Annotated in this window: 13 protein-coding genes; 6 read left to right on the forward strand and 7 right to left on the reverse strand. The window is 72.2% G+C overall.

Annotated features, from left to right (window positions below; all coding sequences use genetic code 11):
* Positions 1 to 139 precede the first annotated feature (139 nt).
* Genes ACQEXA_RS39870 through ACQEXA_RS39880 form a run of 3 tightly spaced genes read right to left on the reverse strand, consistent with a single transcriptional unit; the run spans position 140 to position 3,865 of the window.
* Positions 140 to 772, reverse strand: a complete 633-nt coding sequence (locus ACQEXA_RS39870) for a TetR/AcrR family transcriptional regulator (RefSeq protein WP_432926702.1) — start codon at positions 770 to 772, stop codon at positions 140 to 142.
* A 56-nt stretch (positions 773 to 828) separates the two neighbouring features.
* Positions 829 to 2,913 (reverse strand): YhgE/Pip family protein, encoded by a 2,085-nt coding sequence (locus tag ACQEXA_RS39875; RefSeq protein ID WP_433132465.1) that lies wholly within the window; start codon positions 2,911 to 2,913, stop codon positions 829 to 831.
* Positions 2,885 to 3,865, reverse strand: coding sequence for an ATP-binding cassette domain-containing protein (locus tag ACQEXA_RS39880; RefSeq protein ID WP_433132467.1), 981 nt, complete (start codon positions 3,863 to 3,865; stop codon positions 2,885 to 2,887). The genes ACQEXA_RS39875 and ACQEXA_RS39880 overlap by 29 nt, the downstream gene beginning before the upstream one ends.
* A gap of 190 nt (positions 3,866 to 4,055) precedes the next feature.
* Between ACQEXA_RS39880 and ACQEXA_RS39885 the strand changes: the two genes are divergently transcribed.
* The 3 genes from ACQEXA_RS39885 to ACQEXA_RS39895 all read left to right on the forward strand — a co-directional run bounded on the left by ACQEXA_RS39885 (position 4,056) and on the right by ACQEXA_RS39895 (position 6,469).
* The gene (locus ACQEXA_RS39885; protein ID WP_432926697.1) at positions 4,056 to 4,595 is read left to right on the forward strand and encodes an SAV_6107 family HEPN domain-containing protein; all 540 of its coding nucleotides are present in this window, start codon (positions 4,056 to 4,058) and stop codon (positions 4,593 to 4,595) included.
* A 262-nt stretch (positions 4,596 to 4,857) separates the two neighbouring features.
* On the forward strand, positions 4,858 to 5,628 hold the full coding sequence (locus ACQEXA_RS39890) for a methyltransferase (protein WP_432926695.1): 771 nt from the start codon (positions 4,858 to 4,860) through the stop codon (positions 5,626 to 5,628).
* Positions 5,629 to 6,076: 448 nt separating this feature from the next.
* Entirely contained in the window at positions 6,077 to 6,469 is a 393-nt protein-coding gene (locus ACQEXA_RS39895) for a DUF3040 domain-containing protein (protein WP_432926693.1), read from the forward strand.
* 551 nt (positions 6,470 to 7,020) lie between these two features.
* Here the strand turns inward: ACQEXA_RS39895 and ACQEXA_RS39900 are convergent.
* From ACQEXA_RS39900 to ACQEXA_RS39915, 4 genes are all read right to left on the reverse strand, one after another.
* On the reverse strand, positions 7,021 to 9,525 hold the full coding sequence (locus ACQEXA_RS39900) for a transglutaminase TgpA family protein (protein ID WP_432926691.1): 2,505 nt from the start codon (positions 9,523 to 9,525) through the stop codon (positions 7,021 to 7,023).
* Positions 9,522 to 10,880, reverse strand: a complete 1,359-nt coding sequence (locus ACQEXA_RS39905) for a DUF58 domain-containing protein (protein ID WP_432926689.1) — start codon at positions 10,878 to 10,880, stop codon at positions 9,522 to 9,524. Before ACQEXA_RS39905 ends, ACQEXA_RS39900 begins: the two co-directional genes overlap by 4 nt.
* Complete coding sequence (locus ACQEXA_RS39910) at positions 10,880 to 11,902, reverse strand: AAA family ATPase (RefSeq protein ID WP_432926687.1); 1,023 nt, start codon at positions 11,900 to 11,902, stop codon at positions 10,880 to 10,882. Before ACQEXA_RS39910 ends, ACQEXA_RS39905 begins: the two co-directional genes overlap by 1 nt.
* Before the next feature lie 272 nt (positions 11,903 to 12,174).
* Positions 12,175 to 12,717 carry a beta-class carbonic anhydrase gene (locus ACQEXA_RS39915; RefSeq protein WP_433132469.1) on the reverse strand — a complete coding sequence of 181 codons (543 nt, stop codon included), beginning with the start codon at positions 12,715 to 12,717 and terminating at the stop codon, positions 12,175 to 12,177.
* Positions 12,718 to 13,155: 438 nt separating this feature from the next.
* Between ACQEXA_RS39915 and rsmH the strand changes: the two genes are divergently transcribed.
* The 3 genes from rsmH (at position 13,156) to ACQEXA_RS39930 (ending at position 16,865) form a co-directional block, all read left to right on the forward strand.
* A complete protein-coding gene (rsmH, locus tag ACQEXA_RS39920; RefSeq protein WP_432926683.1) occupies positions 13,156 to 14,112 on the forward strand; it encodes a 16S rRNA (cytosine(1402)-N(4))-methyltransferase RsmH in 957 nt (318 codons plus the stop codon).
* Between the two features lie 189 nt (positions 14,113 to 14,301).
* Positions 14,302 to 14,862: a septum formation initiator family protein gene (locus ACQEXA_RS39925; RefSeq protein WP_433132471.1), complete on the forward strand. Its 561-nt coding sequence runs from the start codon at positions 14,302 to 14,304 to the stop codon at positions 14,860 to 14,862.
* A gap of 5 nt (positions 14,863 to 14,867) precedes the next feature.
* The gene (locus ACQEXA_RS39930; RefSeq protein WP_432926679.1) at positions 14,868 to 16,865 is read left to right on the forward strand and encodes a peptidoglycan D,D-transpeptidase FtsI family protein; all 1,998 of its coding nucleotides are present in this window, start codon (positions 14,868 to 14,870) and stop codon (positions 16,863 to 16,865) included.
* Positions 16,866 to 16,943: the final 78 nt, after the last annotated feature.

Here is a 16,943-nt window from a genome sequence, read left to right on the forward strand (position 1 = left end):
GCGCCGGTTCCAGGCGGCCCGCGGACGACGCGGCCGGCCAGGACCGGCGCTTTCGTGTGCCAGGTTGCCGGTTGCCGGGCCGGCGCTCCGGTGCGCCGGGCTGCCCCAACCGGTTGCTGCTGCGGTCTGCCGGGTCGCCCTACCGGCTGCCGCTCACACGGCCCTGCAGGAGCCGCGACAGTGCCGCGTGGACGTCGTCCAGTGACCGCTCCGGCTGGAACGCCTGCCAGTCCAGGGCCGCCACCAGGACCATCCCGACCAGCGCCGACGCCGTCAGCGGCACGTCGATCTCGTCGCTGAACTCGCCGTTCGCCACGCCCTCGCGCAGCACGTCCTCGATGACCGCGACGACCTGCTGCCGCACGACCATGAGCGTGGACTGCCAGGCCCGGTTGGTGCGCCACAGCTCGGCCACGTAGAGCTGGGTGAAGGCCGGGTAGCGGCCGATGAAGCCGAGTCCCGCGCGGATCATCGCGTCCAGGGCGTCCACCTTGGTGCCCCCGGCCAGGCGGGTCTGCTCGGCCGCCTCCTTGAGAGACGCGGTGAGCAGACCCACGCCGTGCCGCAGCAGCTCCTCGAAGAGAACGGATTTGCTCGCGAAGTTGTAGTAGACCGTGCCCTTGGCGACCCCGGCCCGTTCGGCGATCTCGTCGACGGTCGTGGCGGAGAAGCCCTGCTCCGCGATGAGAGTGACGGCCGCCTCGTAGAGCTTCTGCCGGGTCGCCTCGCGACGGCTCGAGCCGCCGCTCGCGGCGGTGCTGCTGCGTTCCATGGCGTCGATTGTCACAGCAGCGTCCGCGCGAGAGGGCACAGGCCCGGCTGCCCCGCTCACAGGTTCAGCTCCGGGTGCAGCCGGTCGAGGGTCCACACTTGCTTGCGGCGGGCCGACAGGGCGGTCAGTGCGAGGGCGCCCGCGGTGAACGCCGTCAGCACGGCGCACGCCTGCCACACCGGCCCGAGGCCGCCGCCGGTGATGAGCCTTCTGAGTGCCTCGATGACGTAACTCATCGGCAGGAAGGGGTGGATCGCGTTGAAGAACCCCGGACTGGTCTGTACGGGGTAAGTGCCGCCCGCGGACGTCAGCTGGAGCATCAGCAGGGCGAGGACCAGGATGCGGCCCGCCGCTCCGAAGTGTGCGTTCAGCCACTGCACGAGCGCCGCGAAGCACGCCGCCACGAGGAAGAGGAAGCCGATCGTCCCGGCCGCCCGCGTCATCTGCAGGCCGATCGCCCAGTGCAGCACCGCCATGAGCGCGGAGGTCTGGAGCACGCCCACGACGGCCACCGGCAGCCATCCCGCCAGCGCGATGCGCCAGGCGGCGGCGCCCGCGGCCAGCGCGCGTCGGTTCATCGGCGGGATCAGCATGTACGCCACCATCGCGCCGACCCACAGGGAGAGCGGAATGAAGTACGGGGCGAAGCCGGTGCCGTAGTTGGGTGCGTGGTGCAGGTCCCTGGAGGCGAGTTGCACCGGGTCGGCCATGACCTGGGTGCGCAGGTCGCGGTCCCTCTTGTCGTAGTCGGGGATCTTCTCCGCGCCGTCGTGCAGCTTGCCGGCGAGCCTGCCGGAGCCGTCCCCGAGCTTGTAGATGCCTCCGTTGAGGTCGGTCGCGCCCGTGCTCAGCGTGCCGACGCCCGTGTTCAGGTCCGTCGCCGCCGTGCCTGCCGTGCCCAGACCGGTGTGCAGCGTCCTCGCTCCCTTGGCGACCTCGGCGGCGCCCTTGTGGAGCGCGTCCACCTTGGCGACCGCGTCGTCGAGGTCGTCGGAGAGGTGCGGCGCGGCCTTGGCCAGCGCTCGGGCCTGCTGCTGGAGGGTCTTGAGGTCCTGCTTCATGGTGGTCATGTCACCGTGGTAGTCCCGCACCCCCGTGTTGACGTCCTTGGCGAGCCGGGCCGCCTGCGCCGCGGCGTCCTTCGCCTTCTTGAGGTCGTCGCACGCGAGGTCGGGCACGAGCTGCTGGAGGCAGCGCTTCTCGTAGACCGCGTCCAGCGCCTCGTACGCCGTGCGGGTTCCGTTCTCGGCGACCGGCGCCGTGGTGACGAACGCGTCGAGGTGGTCGCTGATCACGTCCGCCGAGTCGGCCACCAGGGTGGCGGTGTCGGCGATCTGCCTGCCGTTCTTCTTGAGGAAGGGACGCACCTCGTCGGCCGCGCCGTCGACCCGCGAGGCCAGCGCCGCGGTGCCGTCGGCGAGCTGCTGCGCGCCGTCCTCAAGGTCTCCCGCGCCCCGGCCCAGCTTCCCGAGGCCGTTCGACAGCTTTCCGCTGCCCTTCTCGGCCTCCCGCAGGCCGTCGGCGAGGTCCTTGGAGCCCTTTTCCGCCTTGCCGATACCGCTGGAGAGCCGGTCCGCACCCTGCGCGGCCTTCGCGGTCGCCCCGTGGATGTCCGAGAACGAGATGAAGATCTTGTCCAGGAACGACCGCGACGCCTTCGTGGACGCAGCCGCCCGTACTTCGTTGAACACCGTCTTGGAGATCTGCCCGACGATGTAGTTGTTCGCGTCGTTCGTACGCACCTGGAGGGCCCCCGTCTCGGGGGTGTCGCCGGAACTCGAGGCGATCCGCCTGCTGAAGTCGGACGGCATGGTCAGCGACAGGTAGTACGTGCCCGCCTCGACACCCTTCCTGGCCTCTGCCGAGCTCACCTCGTGCCATTCGAAGGTGCCGCTCTTGCGCAGCTCCTTGACGAGGTCGTCGCCGAGAGCGACCTTCCGGCCGGCCACGGTCGCGCCCTGGTCACTGTTGACGAGGGCGACCGGGATGCGGTCGAGGCGCCCGTACGGGTCCCAGAACGACCACAGATACAGGGCCCCGTACAGCAACGGCAGCAGCAGGAGCGCGACCAGCGCGGCGCGCGGCAGCTTCCCCCTGCCGAAGCGCCTGAGCTCAAGCGCGGCCAGTCTCGGCGAGCGCATCCGCCGTCTCCTTGTCGTCGTCTCCGCCGTCCTCGGACGGCTTGTCGGGGGTGGTTTGGGGACGCGCGTCCGGCTGCCGGTGTGTCTGCCGCTCCTCGGGTGCGGTTCTCGCCGGGTCTTCGCCCTCGTCCGGCCGCTGGGACCGCTCGTCGTCGCTGGACCGCCGGTCCGCAGGGGGTCGTTCGCCGTGGCCGGACCGGCTGCCCTCGGGGGAGTGCTTGTCGCCGCCGTCGGGTCGTCCGCCGGCCTCGGGTGCGGTCGATATCACGACCGCGCCCTCGGGGGCCTCGGCGCACACCGCGAGAACCGTGATGCCGGCCTCGGTGAGCGACCTCAACAGGGCCCAGGCCGTGGACCGTTCGGCGTCGGCGAGCTTCAGGTCGGCGTCGTCGACGGCCAGCAGGCGCGGACGGCCGATCAGGGCCAGGGCCACGGACAGCCGCAGCGCCTCCAGACGTTCGAGGTCGCGTACGGCGGTCCGGGAGCCCTTGGGCAGCGCCGCCAGGTCGAGCCGGGCGGATGCGAGGGCGGTGTCGATCCGCCGCCCCGCCTGTGCCACCCGGTCGGCCCGCGGGCGCGGCAGCGCGCGCAGGGAGTCCCCGAACCGACTCTCCAGCAGGGCCCGTTCGCGCAGGTGCTCGCCGACGGTCAGGGCCGGGTCGAGGTCGGTGACGCCGGGCACATGCGCGAGCGCGCTGAGCCGGCGCACCGCGGACATGTCCTTCGGCAGCAGGTGACCGCCGACCGTGGCCCGCCCCTCGCTCGGCTTCATCCGCCCGGTGAGCGCGAGCAGCAGACTCGTCCTGCCACTGCCGGAAGGTCCCGCGAGCGCGATGAGCGAGCCGGGCTCGGCATCGAAGCCGACGTCCCGGAACGCCCATCCCCGCGGTCCCTTCAGCCCGAAGTCCGCGGCAGCGACAGCGATCCCGGCAGCCTTCTCGTGCTCGCGCATGCGCCCGTCCACCTCGTTCCTCTGTCGGGCCGCCAGATCACGGCGGCTTTTGAACTGACTGGTCAGTGCAAAAACTACTCCGAACTCCTGAACGAAGCAAAAGCCCAGGTCGGAACGGATTGTCAGTGGCATACCTCACGATGGGCACATACGGCCACAGTGCCGTCACGCAGACGACAGGAGGTTCGTCATGGCCAGCCACCCCGCAGCCGCCGCACGCCGGCGCCGCGGCACCGGCCCTGCCCCCTCACTGACCGGCCCGGCGAGCGACGTGCACCCCGTGCTGCGCCGGGCCACGGCCCCGCCCGCCGCGCTCGACCTGCTCGCCCAGGCTCGCGCCGGACTCGACGAGGCGGCTGTTCTCCGCACGCCCAACGAGCGGTACGCGACCGCCCATCTCGCGGCCCTGCGAACTGCGGCCGCCGTGCTCGCCGCCCGCGGGCGCCCGGAGCCCACTGTGCGACGCCGCGCCAGGATCAGGAGCGCGTGGGAAGTGCTTCCCGAGATCGCGCCCGAACTCACGGAGTGGAGCGCGCTGTTCGCCTCCGGCGCCTCCCGACGCGCCCGCGCCGAGGCCGGCATACAGGGCGCGGCCAGCACCCGCGACGCGGACGACCTGATCCGCGACGTGGCGATGTTCCTGCGCCTGGTCGAGCGAATGCTGGTGTTGCAGCCGGTGCTGCCGCAGCCACGCCAGGGGCCCGACCACGAGATACCGGACGCGGGGTGAGCCGTACGGGGCCGGAGCCACGCGCCGCGCCGCCGCCGGCGGATGCCGGGCCTGCTCGCGGGGGCGCATCCGCCGGACGTTTTCCGGCGGCGGTGGACGGCGCGGGCGGCGCGTCGTCCGGCGGGTGGACGGGGCGTCGGCCATGGGCGTGTAGGCAATAGGCTGGAGGCGCCTGAAGCCTTTCCCCCTGGTACCGGGGCCGGAAAGCCGTCCGATCGCTCCGCCGAACACCAGGCGGTGCCGCGCCGAGGAGTCAACTGCCGTGTCGGACCCGCTGCGCCCCCGCGCCTCTCTCCGTACCGCTGTGGTCTGGGAGGTACTCAAGGACGCCCTGGACCGCCGCGTGAAGGCCACGGGGCGGGACGTGCTGGACGTCCTCGACACCGGCGGCGGCAGCGGCAACTTCGCGGTGCCCCTCGCCCGCCTCGGCCACCGCGTCACCGTCGTCGACCCCAGTCCGAACGCGCTGTTCGCACTGGAGCGCCGGGCTGCCGAGGCCGGCGTCGCCGACCGGGTCCAGGGCGTCCAGGGCGACGCCCACGGCCTGTTCGACGTCGTCGAGCGAGGCGGCTACGACGTGGTCCTGTGCCACGGTGTCCTGGAGTACGTGGAGGACCCCGCCGAAGGCGTCCGCAACACGGTCGCCGCCCTGCGCCCCGACGGAGTCCTCAGCCTTCTCGCGGCCGGGCTCGGCGGTGCCGTGCTCGCCCGGGCCCTGGCCGGGCACTTCAAGGAGGCCAAGCGGGCCCTGGAGGACGCCGACGGCCGCTGGGGCGAGAGCGACCCCGTGCCGCACCGCTTCACCGCCGAGCAGCTCACCGCCCTGGTCGAGGACGCGGGGCTGCGCGTCGCCGCCGTCCACGGCGTCCGGGTCTTCGCGGACCTGGTGCCCGGGGTCCTGGTGGACACCGAGCCCGGGGCGCTGGAGGCGCTGCTCAAACTGGAGGCCGCGGCCGCCGAGGTCGCCGCCTTCCACTCGGTGGCCACGCAGCTCCATGTCCTCGGTGAGACCCAGGAGGCAGCCGAGGGCTGAGACGCCCGCCTGCGGCGCGAGAGCGAGCCGTAGGGGCGCGCTGGTGCCGCGGCGGCCGTGGGGCCCCGGCAGGGCGGGCGGTGCCGAGCGCCCCGGGGAGGGCGCAGGTCCGCAGGGCTGGGCACGGTGGGTTTCTTCGAAGCCGGCCGGGGCGCCCGGCGGGTCGGCGAGCCCCCAAAGGAGAGGCGCCCCGCTGATCAGCGCCTTGGCGGCAGATGGAGTACGCCACAGGCCCTCCGAACAGACGGTCCGCGCCGTATGATCGAGGGAGACCACCCGGCATGACGGGTCGGCCGCTGGGGAATGGAAGCTTCAGTGAGCCGGGACGCCCATGGCGGGTTCCGGTTGGCCAATTGGCGTAGAGGGGCGGGTTTCAAGGGGGCGATTCCCTGCCTATCCTGGAGGGGACCCCCGGTCGCCCAGGCGACTGCACGATGAGGAGGACTCCGTGCCGCTCTCGGAGCACGAGCAGCGAATGCTCGAGCAAATGGAGCGAGCGCTGTACGCCGAAGATCCCAAGTTCGCGACAGCGCTTGAGGGAAGCGGGCTGCGTACGTACACCCGGCGACGGGTCTACCAGGCGGCCGTGGGCTTCCTGGTGGGTATCGCGCTCCTCATGGCCGGAATGGTCGCGAAGCAGATCTGGATCAGCGTGGTGGGTTTCCTCGTCATGCTGGGCTGTGCGGTGCTCGTGGTGACCGGTTGGCGCAAGGTTCCCAAGCCGGGTGAGCAGAGCGCGCCGGGCACGCAGGGTGCGCGCAGACAGACCCGGCAACGACGCTCGTTCATGGACCGTATCGAGCAGCGGTGGCAGCGCCGCCGGGACGAACAGGGCCACTAGCCCACAGGGCGACACAGACACAGGCGCAGGGGCGACCACCGGTGAGGTGGTCGCCCCCTTGTGCCATGCCCAGGGCTCGCACGGCCGCCCACCCGAGACCTGCGTGGCCCGCGCCCCACGGCGGCTTGCACCGCGCCTCCTGGGCACGCGTGCGGCCGTGCGAGCCCTGGGCATGCCGCGTAGGCCCGCTTGTCCGCCCTGGTCTGCGGCGTGGACGTGGAGGCGGCCGTCCTGGGCCGTGCACACGGTCTTGCCAGCCCCGGTCTCCGGGGGGGAGTCGGCCGTCTCGGGGGCGGTGAGCACGGCCCTGTCCGCCTTGCCGCGCGGCGCGGAGCCGGCCGCGTCTCGGGCGGTGAACGCAGCCCTGTCGGCCCCGGTCTCCCGGCGCGGAGCTGGCCGTCTCGGGCGGCAACGCGGTCCTGTCCGCTCAGTCTCCGACGCGGAGTCGGCCGTCCCGGCCGGTGCACACGACCCTGCCCGCCCGGTCTCCGGCACGCAGCCACCCGCGTCCCAACCACCGCACACGGCCCCGCGCGGGCGGGGCCGTGGCGTCAGCTGCCCTGCTGTCCCGAGGGGCGGCGCAGCAGGGTCGACCAGCGTGCCGTCCAGCGGTCCTTGAGGTCCGCCCAGCGGTCGCTCATGGCCCACACGGCACGCATGGCCGAGCGCGGAGCCACGACGGCTCGTACCCGGGTCCGCCAGCTCGCCGTGGACCGCAGTGCCGTCCGCAGCTTGCGCGCATCGTCGACCAGACCGGCCTGCGGGCGCGGCTCGGGTGCGAAGAGCACCTGCTCGACGGCGCCCGCGACCCGGTGCACGGCCTCGGCCGCCGGTGTCTCCAGCCGGCCCAGCCGCACGATGCGCTCGGCGGCCCGGCGCGGGGTCAGCGCGTCGTCCGGCGGAATGCCGTAGTCCCACGCCGTGTCCGTGAGCTCGCGCCACACGGCCAGGGTGTGTCCCAGGGCCAGTTCGGTCATCCGCTCCGGAGGAGTTGTCCGGCCCGGCAGGGTCGTCACGGAGACGTCGTCCGTGTACTGATCGGCCGCTCCGCGATTCCCCGGGCGCAGGCGGGCCGACTGGGCGAACGACGCGTGCCGGGCGGAGGACAGGCGTACCGACCTGGCCCGCAGCCGGTACAGCATCGGCGTCAGCGGTACCGCGACCACGGCCAGTCCCAGCAGCGTCCAGGCGAGGATCTGGTACCACGGAGGCCCGCCATCCCCGGAGACCACCGCGGCGCCGGCGGACTGGCTCGGGCACGCGTCCAGCTTGCGCGCCACCCGCGAACAGCTCTCACTCGCCGACGGGGCGCTGGAGGACGCCGTGGACGACGACAGCGACGGATGCGGCGCGATCGGGTTCTGACCGGTCGGTGCGGTCGACTGCGTGTACGCCGGTGTCGTGCCCCGGTTCGGGGTCGGCTCGAAACGGGTCCAGCCCACGCCCTCGAAGTACAGCTCCGGCCATGCGTGCGCGTCCCGCAGGCCCACTGTCATGGAGCCGTCGGCCTCCGGCGAGCCCGGGGTGAAGCCCACCGCGACCCTCGCGGGTATCCCCAGCGTCCGTGCCATCGCAGCCATCGCGAAGGAGAAGTGCACGCAGAAACCCTGCTTGTCCCTCAGGAACCGGGCGATCGCGCCCGGCCCCGTACCGACCTGCACCTGCGTGTTGTAGGTGAAGCCGCCGTCGAGCGAGAAGTAGTCCTGGAGCTTGACTGCCTCCTCGTAGTGGTTCGACGCTCCCGCCGTCACCTTGCGGGCCGTCTGGGCCACCACCAAGGGCAGGGAACCCGGCACCTTCGTGAACTCGCGTTTCAGCGCCGCCGACGGCTCCGGTGCCGTGGCCAGCTGCTCCGCGGTCGGCTGCACGATCAGACTCTTCACGGTGTACTGCAGGCCGCGCGTGTTCTGCCCGTGGTCGCCGACGAGCGTCCGGCCCACCGGCTCGTACCGCCAGTTGCCCTTGATCCTCACGCCTGTCGCCGGGTACGGCATGGGCAGCCAGTCCTGCGCGTACCAGTCCGCCGCCGAGATCTGGGTCTCGATCTCGGTCCGCCGGACACCGCCCGCGAGGCCGGACGGTGTGGGGAACGTGTCCGGCACGCCCGTGATGTGGCGCTGGGCGGGCTTCCAGGTCGTGCCGTCGAAGTCGTCCAGGGCGACGATCCGCAGATACATGTCCTGGGTGTCGTCCGTGTTGGTGCGGTACGCCAGGACCTGGCGGTCCTGGTCCACGTTCAGGCTGTCGCGCAGCGACACCAGGGGGTTGACCGCGGAGATGGTGCTGCCGTCGCCGATGCCTGCGCCGACGCCGGCCCCGGCGCCGTGCAGCAGCCCGCCGGAGAGCGAGGGCAGAGCGAGCGGCACCACCAGGGCGGTGCCCAGCGCGACCACGCCGATGCGCCGTCCGGTGCGCACCGGGGCGACGGCGCCGCCGGTGTCCGCGCCCGCGCTGCGGGAGGCACCGCTGAAGACCCGGCCCCACTGGGAGAGCCGTTCGCGGCCCTCGGCCAGCAGCAGCGTCAGATAGCCGACCGCGGCGAAGAGGAACCACAGCCAGTCGGTGCCGCCACCCGAGAGGCCCGCGGCCACCGCGTACAGCGCGAGCAGCGGCAGTCCGGCCGGAGCAGCCGCACGGAACGTCACCGCCAGGGCGTCCACGAGGAGCCCGATCACCAGCACGCCGCCGACCAACATCAGCCGGATCCCTGAGGTCAGCGGCGCCGGGATCGCGTAGCGCCCGACGTCCTCCCCGCCCGACTGCAGCAACTCGCCGAAGTGGCGGAAGGCCTCGGGGCCGGGGATGAACCCGGCGATGGCCTGTTCATGGGCGAAGGCCGGCGTCAGCAGCAGCAGACCGGCGACCGCCTGGCAGACGATGGTGAGTGGACGCGCCAGCGGCACCCGGCGGGCCAGCGCCCCCACGCCGCTCAGCACCGCCACCATGAACGCCGCCTGGAGGATCCAGGTGGCCGGTGACACCAGCGGCAGCAGGGCGCAGGACGCCAGCAGCGTCGCCGCCGCGGCGCACAGCGTCATCCGGGCCCTTCCGCTCATGACCGTCCCTCCATGGCGCTCAGGGAACCCACACCCGTGCGCTGCCGGTCCGCCTCGCGCCACAGCTCCGCCAGCGAGACGCCCCTCGGCACCGTCAGCGCGGTCCAGCCCGCCTCGCGCAGCATCCGCAGCCGCTCCTCACTCCGGTCCAACGAGCCCTGAGCGTCGGCCGTTTCGCGTCCCCAGGCATCCCTGTCCAGCAGGAAGGCGAGGGCTCCGCCGCTGCGCTGGCTCATCTTGGCGGCCATCGTGGCCTGTTCCTCGTCGAGGTCCCCGAAGAAGGCAACCAGCAGGCCCTCGTTGCCGCCGCGGAGCACCTCGTAGGCGCGCGACAGGCCGGCCCCGTCCGAGTGGTCGATCACGGCGAGCGTGTCCATCATCAGCCCGGCCGCGTCCGCGGACTCCTGGCTCGCGCCCGCGAAGCCGTCCGCGCCCTCACCCGGCACCGAACTGCCCGTATCGGTCAAGAGCCGGACGGAGAAGCCCCGTTCGAGCATGTGGACCAGCGCGGACGCCGCGCCCGCCACCGCCCACTCGAAGGACGAGTCCGGCCCCGAACCGCGGTAGGCGATGGCCCGTGTGTCCAGCAGGACCGTGCACCGGGCCCGCTGCGGCTGCTCCTCGCGGCGCACCATCAGCTCGCCGTAGCGCGCGGTGGAGCGCCAGTGCACCCGGCGCAGGTCGTCGCCGTGCCGGTAACCCCGGGGGATCACGTCGTCCTCGCCCGCCAGCGCCAGCGAGCGCTGCCGCCCGTCGCCGTACCCCCTCGCCTCACCCGTCAGCCGTACCGGCGGCAGCGGCTCCACGCGCGGGATGACCGTGAGGGTGTCGTAGGTCGAGAAGGAGCGGGTCAGCTCGCACATCCCGAACGGATCGGTCAGACGCAGCTGCAGCGGACCCAGCGGATAGCGGCCCCGCAGGTCCGAGCGCACGCGGTACGACACCTCGCGCCGGCCGCCCGCCTCCACCCGGTCCAGGACGAAGCGGGGGCGCGGTCCGAGCACGTACGGCACCCGGTCCTGGAGCATCAGCAGACCGGTGGGCAGCCGCGAGACGTTGTCCATCCGCAGATGGACCCGGGCCTCCGACCCCGCGGGCACCCGCGAGGGGGAGAGCCGGCGGCTGCCCGCGACGCGGTAGCGCGTGCGGTGGAGCACCGTCGCGCACAGCAGGGGCAGCACCGCGAGCAGGAGCCCGACCCGGAGCAGATCGCTCTGGCCGAGGACATACGCGCAGATCGCGGCCGCGATTCCGGCGGCCAGGAAGGAGCGCCCCCGCGTGGTCAGCCCGGCGAGCGTCGTGCGCAGCCCGCCCTTGTCCTCCGCGCCGGTGCGGGCCGTCCCCGCGGGTGCCATCACAGCCTCCGGGGCGGCTGCTCGCCGTAGCCGCGGCCCAGAGTGAGGCCCTGCTGGGGTGCCGCGGGTACCGGGGTGCGCTGCATGATCTCCTCGACGACCTGCTCCGCGGTCCGGCGGTTGAGCTGGGCCTGTGCGGTGGGCAGCAGCCGGTGCGCCAGGACGGCGACGGCAAGGGCCTGCACGTCGTCGGGCAGTGCGTACTCCCGGCCGCTGAGGGCTGCGGACGCCTTCGCCGCGCGCAGCAGATGCAGGGTGGCGCGCGGCGAGGCGCCGAGTCTGAGGTCAGGGTGCGTACGCGTGGCCGCGACCAGGTCCACGGCATAGCGCCGGACCGCCTCCGCCACGTGGACGCCCCGGACGGCCTCCACCAGCTTCACGATCTCGTGTGCGTGCGCCACCGGCTGGAGGTCGTCCAGCGGGTTCACCCCGCCGTGGATGTCGAGCATCTGCAGCTCGGCCTCCGCGCTGGGGTAGCCGATGGACACGCGGGCCATGAAGCGGTCGCGCTGGGCCTCGGGCAGCGGATAGGTGCCCTCCATCTCCACCGGGTTCTGGGTGGCGACCACCATGAACGGGTTCGGCAGCGCGTATGTCTCGCCGTCGATGGTGACCTGGCGCTCCTCCATCGACTCCAGCAGCGCGGACTGCGTCTTCGGCGAGGCGCGGTTGATCTCGTCGCCGATCACGATCTGGGCGAAGATGGCGCCCGGCTTGAACTCGAAGTCCCGGCGCTGCTGGTCCCAGATGGAGACACCCGTGATGTCCGAGGGCAGCAGGTCGGGAGTGAACTGGATACGCCGTACCGAGCAGTCGATGGATCGCGCCAGCGCCTTGGCGAGCATCGTCTTGCCGACGCCAGGGACATCCTCGATCAGAAGATGACCCTCGGCAAGCAGCACGGTCAGCGATAGCCGTACGACCTCCGGCTTGCCCTCGATCACTCCTTCCACCGAGCTGCGGACGCGCTCCACAGTGGCAGTCAGATCAGTAAGGCTCGCTCGATCGTCATAGGTCGTCACCCGGCCCTCCTCGGCCCGTTATTGCTCCGGGCCGACGCTCTGCGATGCGGACCGGCCCACCCCGAAACACGGACACCACGCGGGGATAGTTCCGCGTGACGCCACAACCGCATTCTTGTTGCCGTTACCGGTTCGTGTCACTCGCCTGTGGATAACTGACTGCGATATGTCGGCCTTACGGCCTTTTTGGCGCACCGCAGCCATGATTTTTTTCCCGAATGGATGTTCGCAGACGACAGAGGCGGGGACCGGGTGGGTCCCCGCCCGTCGGGTCATGCGGGGTCGATCTCGCGCAGCAGCCCGGTCTTCACGTCGAACACGAAGCCTCGTACGTCGTCCGTGTGCAGCAGGAACGGCGACGTGCGCACCCGCTGCATCGACTGCCGTATGTCCTGGTCGACGTCGCGGAAGGCCTCCACCGCCCAGGCGGGCCGCTGGCCGACCTCCATCTCCAGGTCGTGCCGGAACTCCTCGGTCAGGGACTCGAGGCCGCAGCCGGTGTGGTGGATGAGGACGATGCTGCGGGTGCCGAGCGCCCGCTGGCTGATGGTGAGGGAACGGATGACGTCGTCGGTGACGACGCCGCCCGCGTTGCGGATGGTGTGGCAGTCGCCCAGTTCGAGGCCGAGCGCGGCGTGCAGGTCCAGCCGGGCGTCCATGCACGCCACCACCGCCACGCGCAGCACGGGGCGGGCGTCCATCCCGGGATCGGTGAACGCGGCGGCGTACCGCTCATTGGCATCGATGAGGCGATCGGTGACGGTGCCTACTATGGCGCCTTCGGGACCGGCGGGAACGGATGCGGAAGTCGTCATACCCACGACGTTACTGGTCACAGATGATCCCGGCCTGCTGTGAGAGCGCACAAAGAACGTCTTCGATGCTTGTTGTGAGGCAACCCACACAGAAGGCGAAACCTCCGCCGGACGTGTGAATCCCTTCGAAACGTGCCACCGTGAGGCCCGGAAGCACGACGCGCAGGGCGGTTGATTGACCGCAAGACAGGGTGGACTAAAGTGACGCGAACGGGAGACGAGATGATCTCCCTGCGGACTGTTCACCCCGGAGACACCGGCAGCGCGCCGGTTTCTCCCCGCGTGCGCGGCGCGTACGTACGGCTCGGCCTCCTCCCGTCCCGGTCGGCTGACGCTTCCGGCGCCGGCAGCCATCCCATTCGCCGGGGCCCCGGCGACGGCCGGGTGAGGGCGGGGACCGGCCGCGCGGACCCGGCCGCGCCGGACTGAGAGGCCTCGTTGAGCAAGAGTCGACACGTGCCCGTCATGCTCCGGCAGTGTCTGGACATGCTGGCCCCGGCCCTGGCCGAGCCGGGGGCCGTCGTCGTCGACTGCACCCTCGGGCTCGGCGGCCACAGCGAGGCGCTGCTGACGCGCTTCCCCGAGGCCCGGCTCGTGGCGCTCGACCGTGACAAGGAGGCGCTGCGCCTGTCCGGTGAGCGGCTCGCCCCGTTCGGGGAGCGCGCGACCCTGGTGCACGCCGTCTACGACGAACTCCCCGTCGTGCTCGACCGGCTGGGCATCCCCAGGGTCCAGGGAGTGCTGTTCGACCTCGGCGTCTCCTCCATGCAACTCGACGAGGCGGAGCGCGGTTTCGCCTACGCCCAGGACGCCCCGCTCGACATGCGCATGGACCAGACGACGGGCATGAGCGCCGCCGAGGTGCTCAACACCTATCCGGCGGGCGAACTCGTGCGGATCCTGCGCACCTACGGCGAGGAGAAGCAGGCCAAGCGGATCGTGTCCGCAATCGTGCGCGAGCGCGAGAAGGAGCCCTTCAGTAACAGCGCACGCCTCGTGGAGCTGATCCGGGACGCGCTGCCGCAGGCCGCCAAGCGGACCGGCGGCAACCCGGCCAAGCGCACGTTCCAGGCGCTGCGTATCGAGGTCAACGGCGAACTCGCCGTCCTGGAGAGGGCGATCCCCGCGGCCGTGAAGTCGCTCGCCGTGGGGGGCCGGATCGCTGTCCTGTCCTACCACTCCCTCGAAGACCGCCTGGTCAAGCAGGTGTTCGCGGCCGGAGCCGCCACGACCGCCCCGCCCGGGCTGCCGGTCGTCCCCGAGCGCTACCAGCCCCGGCTCAAGCTCCTCACCCGCGGTGCCGAACTTCCCACCGAGGAGGAGGTCGCCGTGAACCGCCGGGCGGCCCCGGCACGTCTGCGTGGCGCCGAGCGCATCCGTGAGGACGCCGAGTGAGCCGGACGGGAGGGGTGGGGGAGTGACCAGGAGACCCGGCGTACCCGCGGGCGTGCGGACGGCCGCCGGGCGCCCGCCCGGGCCCCGGACGCCCCGGAATCGGTACTGCGCCCCCACCGGGCCACCTCGAGGGCGCCGGTTGCCGATGACGAGGGGACGTGCGGACGTGAACGCGCGGCGGGAGGGTGTGTGAGCGGGAAACCCGTACTCAAGGGGCGGGCCGCGCGGCTCGCCCGGCTGATCCCCGTCGGCGGTGGCTCCGGAGCCGCCCGCACCCCCTTCGTCCTGCTCGTCGTCGCGTTGCTCGGCGGCGGACTCATCGGGCTCCTGGTGCTGAACTCCGCGCTCAGCGAGGGGTCGTTCCAGCTCGACGACCTGCAGCGGCAGACCAAGAACCTCACCGACGAGGAGCAGGCGCTCCAGCGCGACGTGGACGCCTACTCGGCCCCCGACGCCCTTCAGCGCCGCGCCCGTGAACTCGGCATGGTCCCCGGTGGCGACCCCGCCTTCCTCAATCCCGGCGGAGGCGTCAAGGGCGTGCCCTCGGCCGCCCCCCAGCAACCCGCTGCGAGCCCCGCCGCCCTGCGCCCGCCCGAGGTGCTCGGCCCCAACCCCAGCACGGCGGCGCCGTCACCGAGCGGGCGCCCGGCGGCCGGCCCCTCGGCCGCGTCCGGCTCACCGACCGCACCCACCTCCCCGACGGCGTCCTCCACCCCGTCCGCACACCCCTCCACGACCCCCGGCAGGTGACGGAAGTGTCCGACAGGGAACCGCCTCGGCGCCGCGTGCCCGGCCCCGCACGCCCCGACCCCCGGCGCCGCCCGGGTCCCGGCGCCCGCCAGAGCCCAGGCGCCCGGCAGAGCCTTGGTGCCCGCCCGAGGCCCGGCGCCCGCCCCGCGCGGCGCCCGGTCCAGGCCCGCGGCGCCGCGCGGGGTGCCATCCGGCTCGGCAGCCCCCGCCCCCGGCTGCGGATGGTCGGACTCGCCCTGACCCTGGTGCTGATCACCTTTGTCGTTCGGCTGCTCCAGGTGCAGGCCGTGGACGCGAGCGCGTACGCGGCCAAGGCGGACCAGAACCGATATGTCGGCCGCACCCTGGCCGCCGTCCGCGGCGAGATCGTCGACCGCAACGGCATCGAGCTCGCGACGAGCGAGGACGCGTACGACATCACGGCCGACCCGACCCTGTTCACCTCGGACTCGACCGGTGTCCCGGACGCCCCCGAGCAGGCCGCCGCGCTGCTCGCCCCGATCATCGGCCAGGACACCGACGCGGTCACCGAGAAGCTCAGGACCCCCCACACCCGCTATGTCCTGCTGGCCCACCGGCAGACCCCTCAGGTGTGGAACCAGATCAAGGACCTGAAGAACACGCTCGCGACCAAGGCCAGGACGGACAAGGGCACGGTCAACGTCCTCGCGGGCGTCCTCGCCGAGCCCACCACCAAGCGCGTCTACCCCAACGGCGACCTCGGCGCCGGGATACTGGGCTGGGTCAACGCCGAGGGCAAGGGCGGCGGCGGTGTCGAGCAGCAGCTGAACGAGGAGCTGGCCGGCAAGGACGGCAAGATCCGCTACGCCCAGTCGGGCGGGCGGCTGGTGCCCACCGCGGGATCCGCCGAGACACCCGCCGTGGCCGGCTCCGAAGTCGAGCTGACCATCGACCGCGACATCCAGTGGGCCGCCCAGAACGCCATCACCGAGCAGGTGAAGCAGTCCAAGGCCGACCGGGGATACGTGGTGGTGCAGGACACCAGGACCGGCCAGATCCTGGCCATGGCGAACTCGCCCGGCTTCGACCCCAACGACCTGTCCAAGGCCAATGCCACGTCGCTCGGCAACGCGGCCCTCCAGGACGCCTACGAGCCCGGTTCCACCGCCAAGGTCATGTCGATGGCCGCCGTGCTCCAGGAGAACGTCGCCACTCCGACGACCCACGTCGTCGTGCCCAACCGGCTGCACCGCGGCGACCGGCTCTTCCAGGACGACGTCGACCACGCGACCTGGGACCTGACGCTCAACGGCGTCCTCGCCAAGTCCAGCAACATCGGCACCATCCTCGCGACGGGCCAGCTGGGCAAGACGCAGCAGGACGCGAACCGGGTCCTCTACTCGTATCTGCGCAAGTTCGGCATCGGCAGCCCCACCGGCCTCGGGTTCCCCGGCGAGACGAACGGCATCCTCGCACCGCCGGACAAGTGGTCGACGTCGCAGCAGTACACGATTCCTTTCGGTCAGGGCGTGTCGATCAACGCGGTCCAGGCCGCATCCGTGTACTCGACCATCGCCAACGGCGGCGTGCGCGTCGAGCCCACCCTGGTGCGCGGCACGAAGGGCCCGGACGGCCGCTTCACACCGGCACCCAAGCCCGAGGAGAACAGGGTCGTCAGCGACCGGACGGCGAAGACTCTCGCCCAGATGCTGGAGTCCGTCGTGGACGATCAGGAGGGCACGGGCACCAAGGCCCGTATCCCCGGCTACCGGGTGGCGGGCAAGACGGGTACGGCCAACCGCGTGGATCCGGCCACCGGCAAGTACCGCGGCTACACCTCTTCCTTCGCCGGGTTCGCCCCCGCGGACAACCCCCGTGTCACCGTCTACTGCGCCATCCAGAACGCCACCAAGGGCAGCTACTACGGCGGCCAGATCTGCGGCCCCATCTTCAAGCAGGTCATGGAGTTCGCCCTGAAGACGCTCCAGGTCCCGCCCACCGGGGCGCCCGCCGCGAACCTGCCCGTCACGTTCACGCCATGATCAGCACTACGGGAATGACCGACCAGGAACCAGCTCGTGACAACGATCACCCCAGATCCGGGAAACCACGCCCCGCCC

Source organism: Streptomyces sp. CA-106110, assembly GCF_050936285.1.
Lineage (GTDB): Bacteria > Actinomycetota > Actinomycetes > Streptomycetales > Streptomycetaceae > Streptomyces.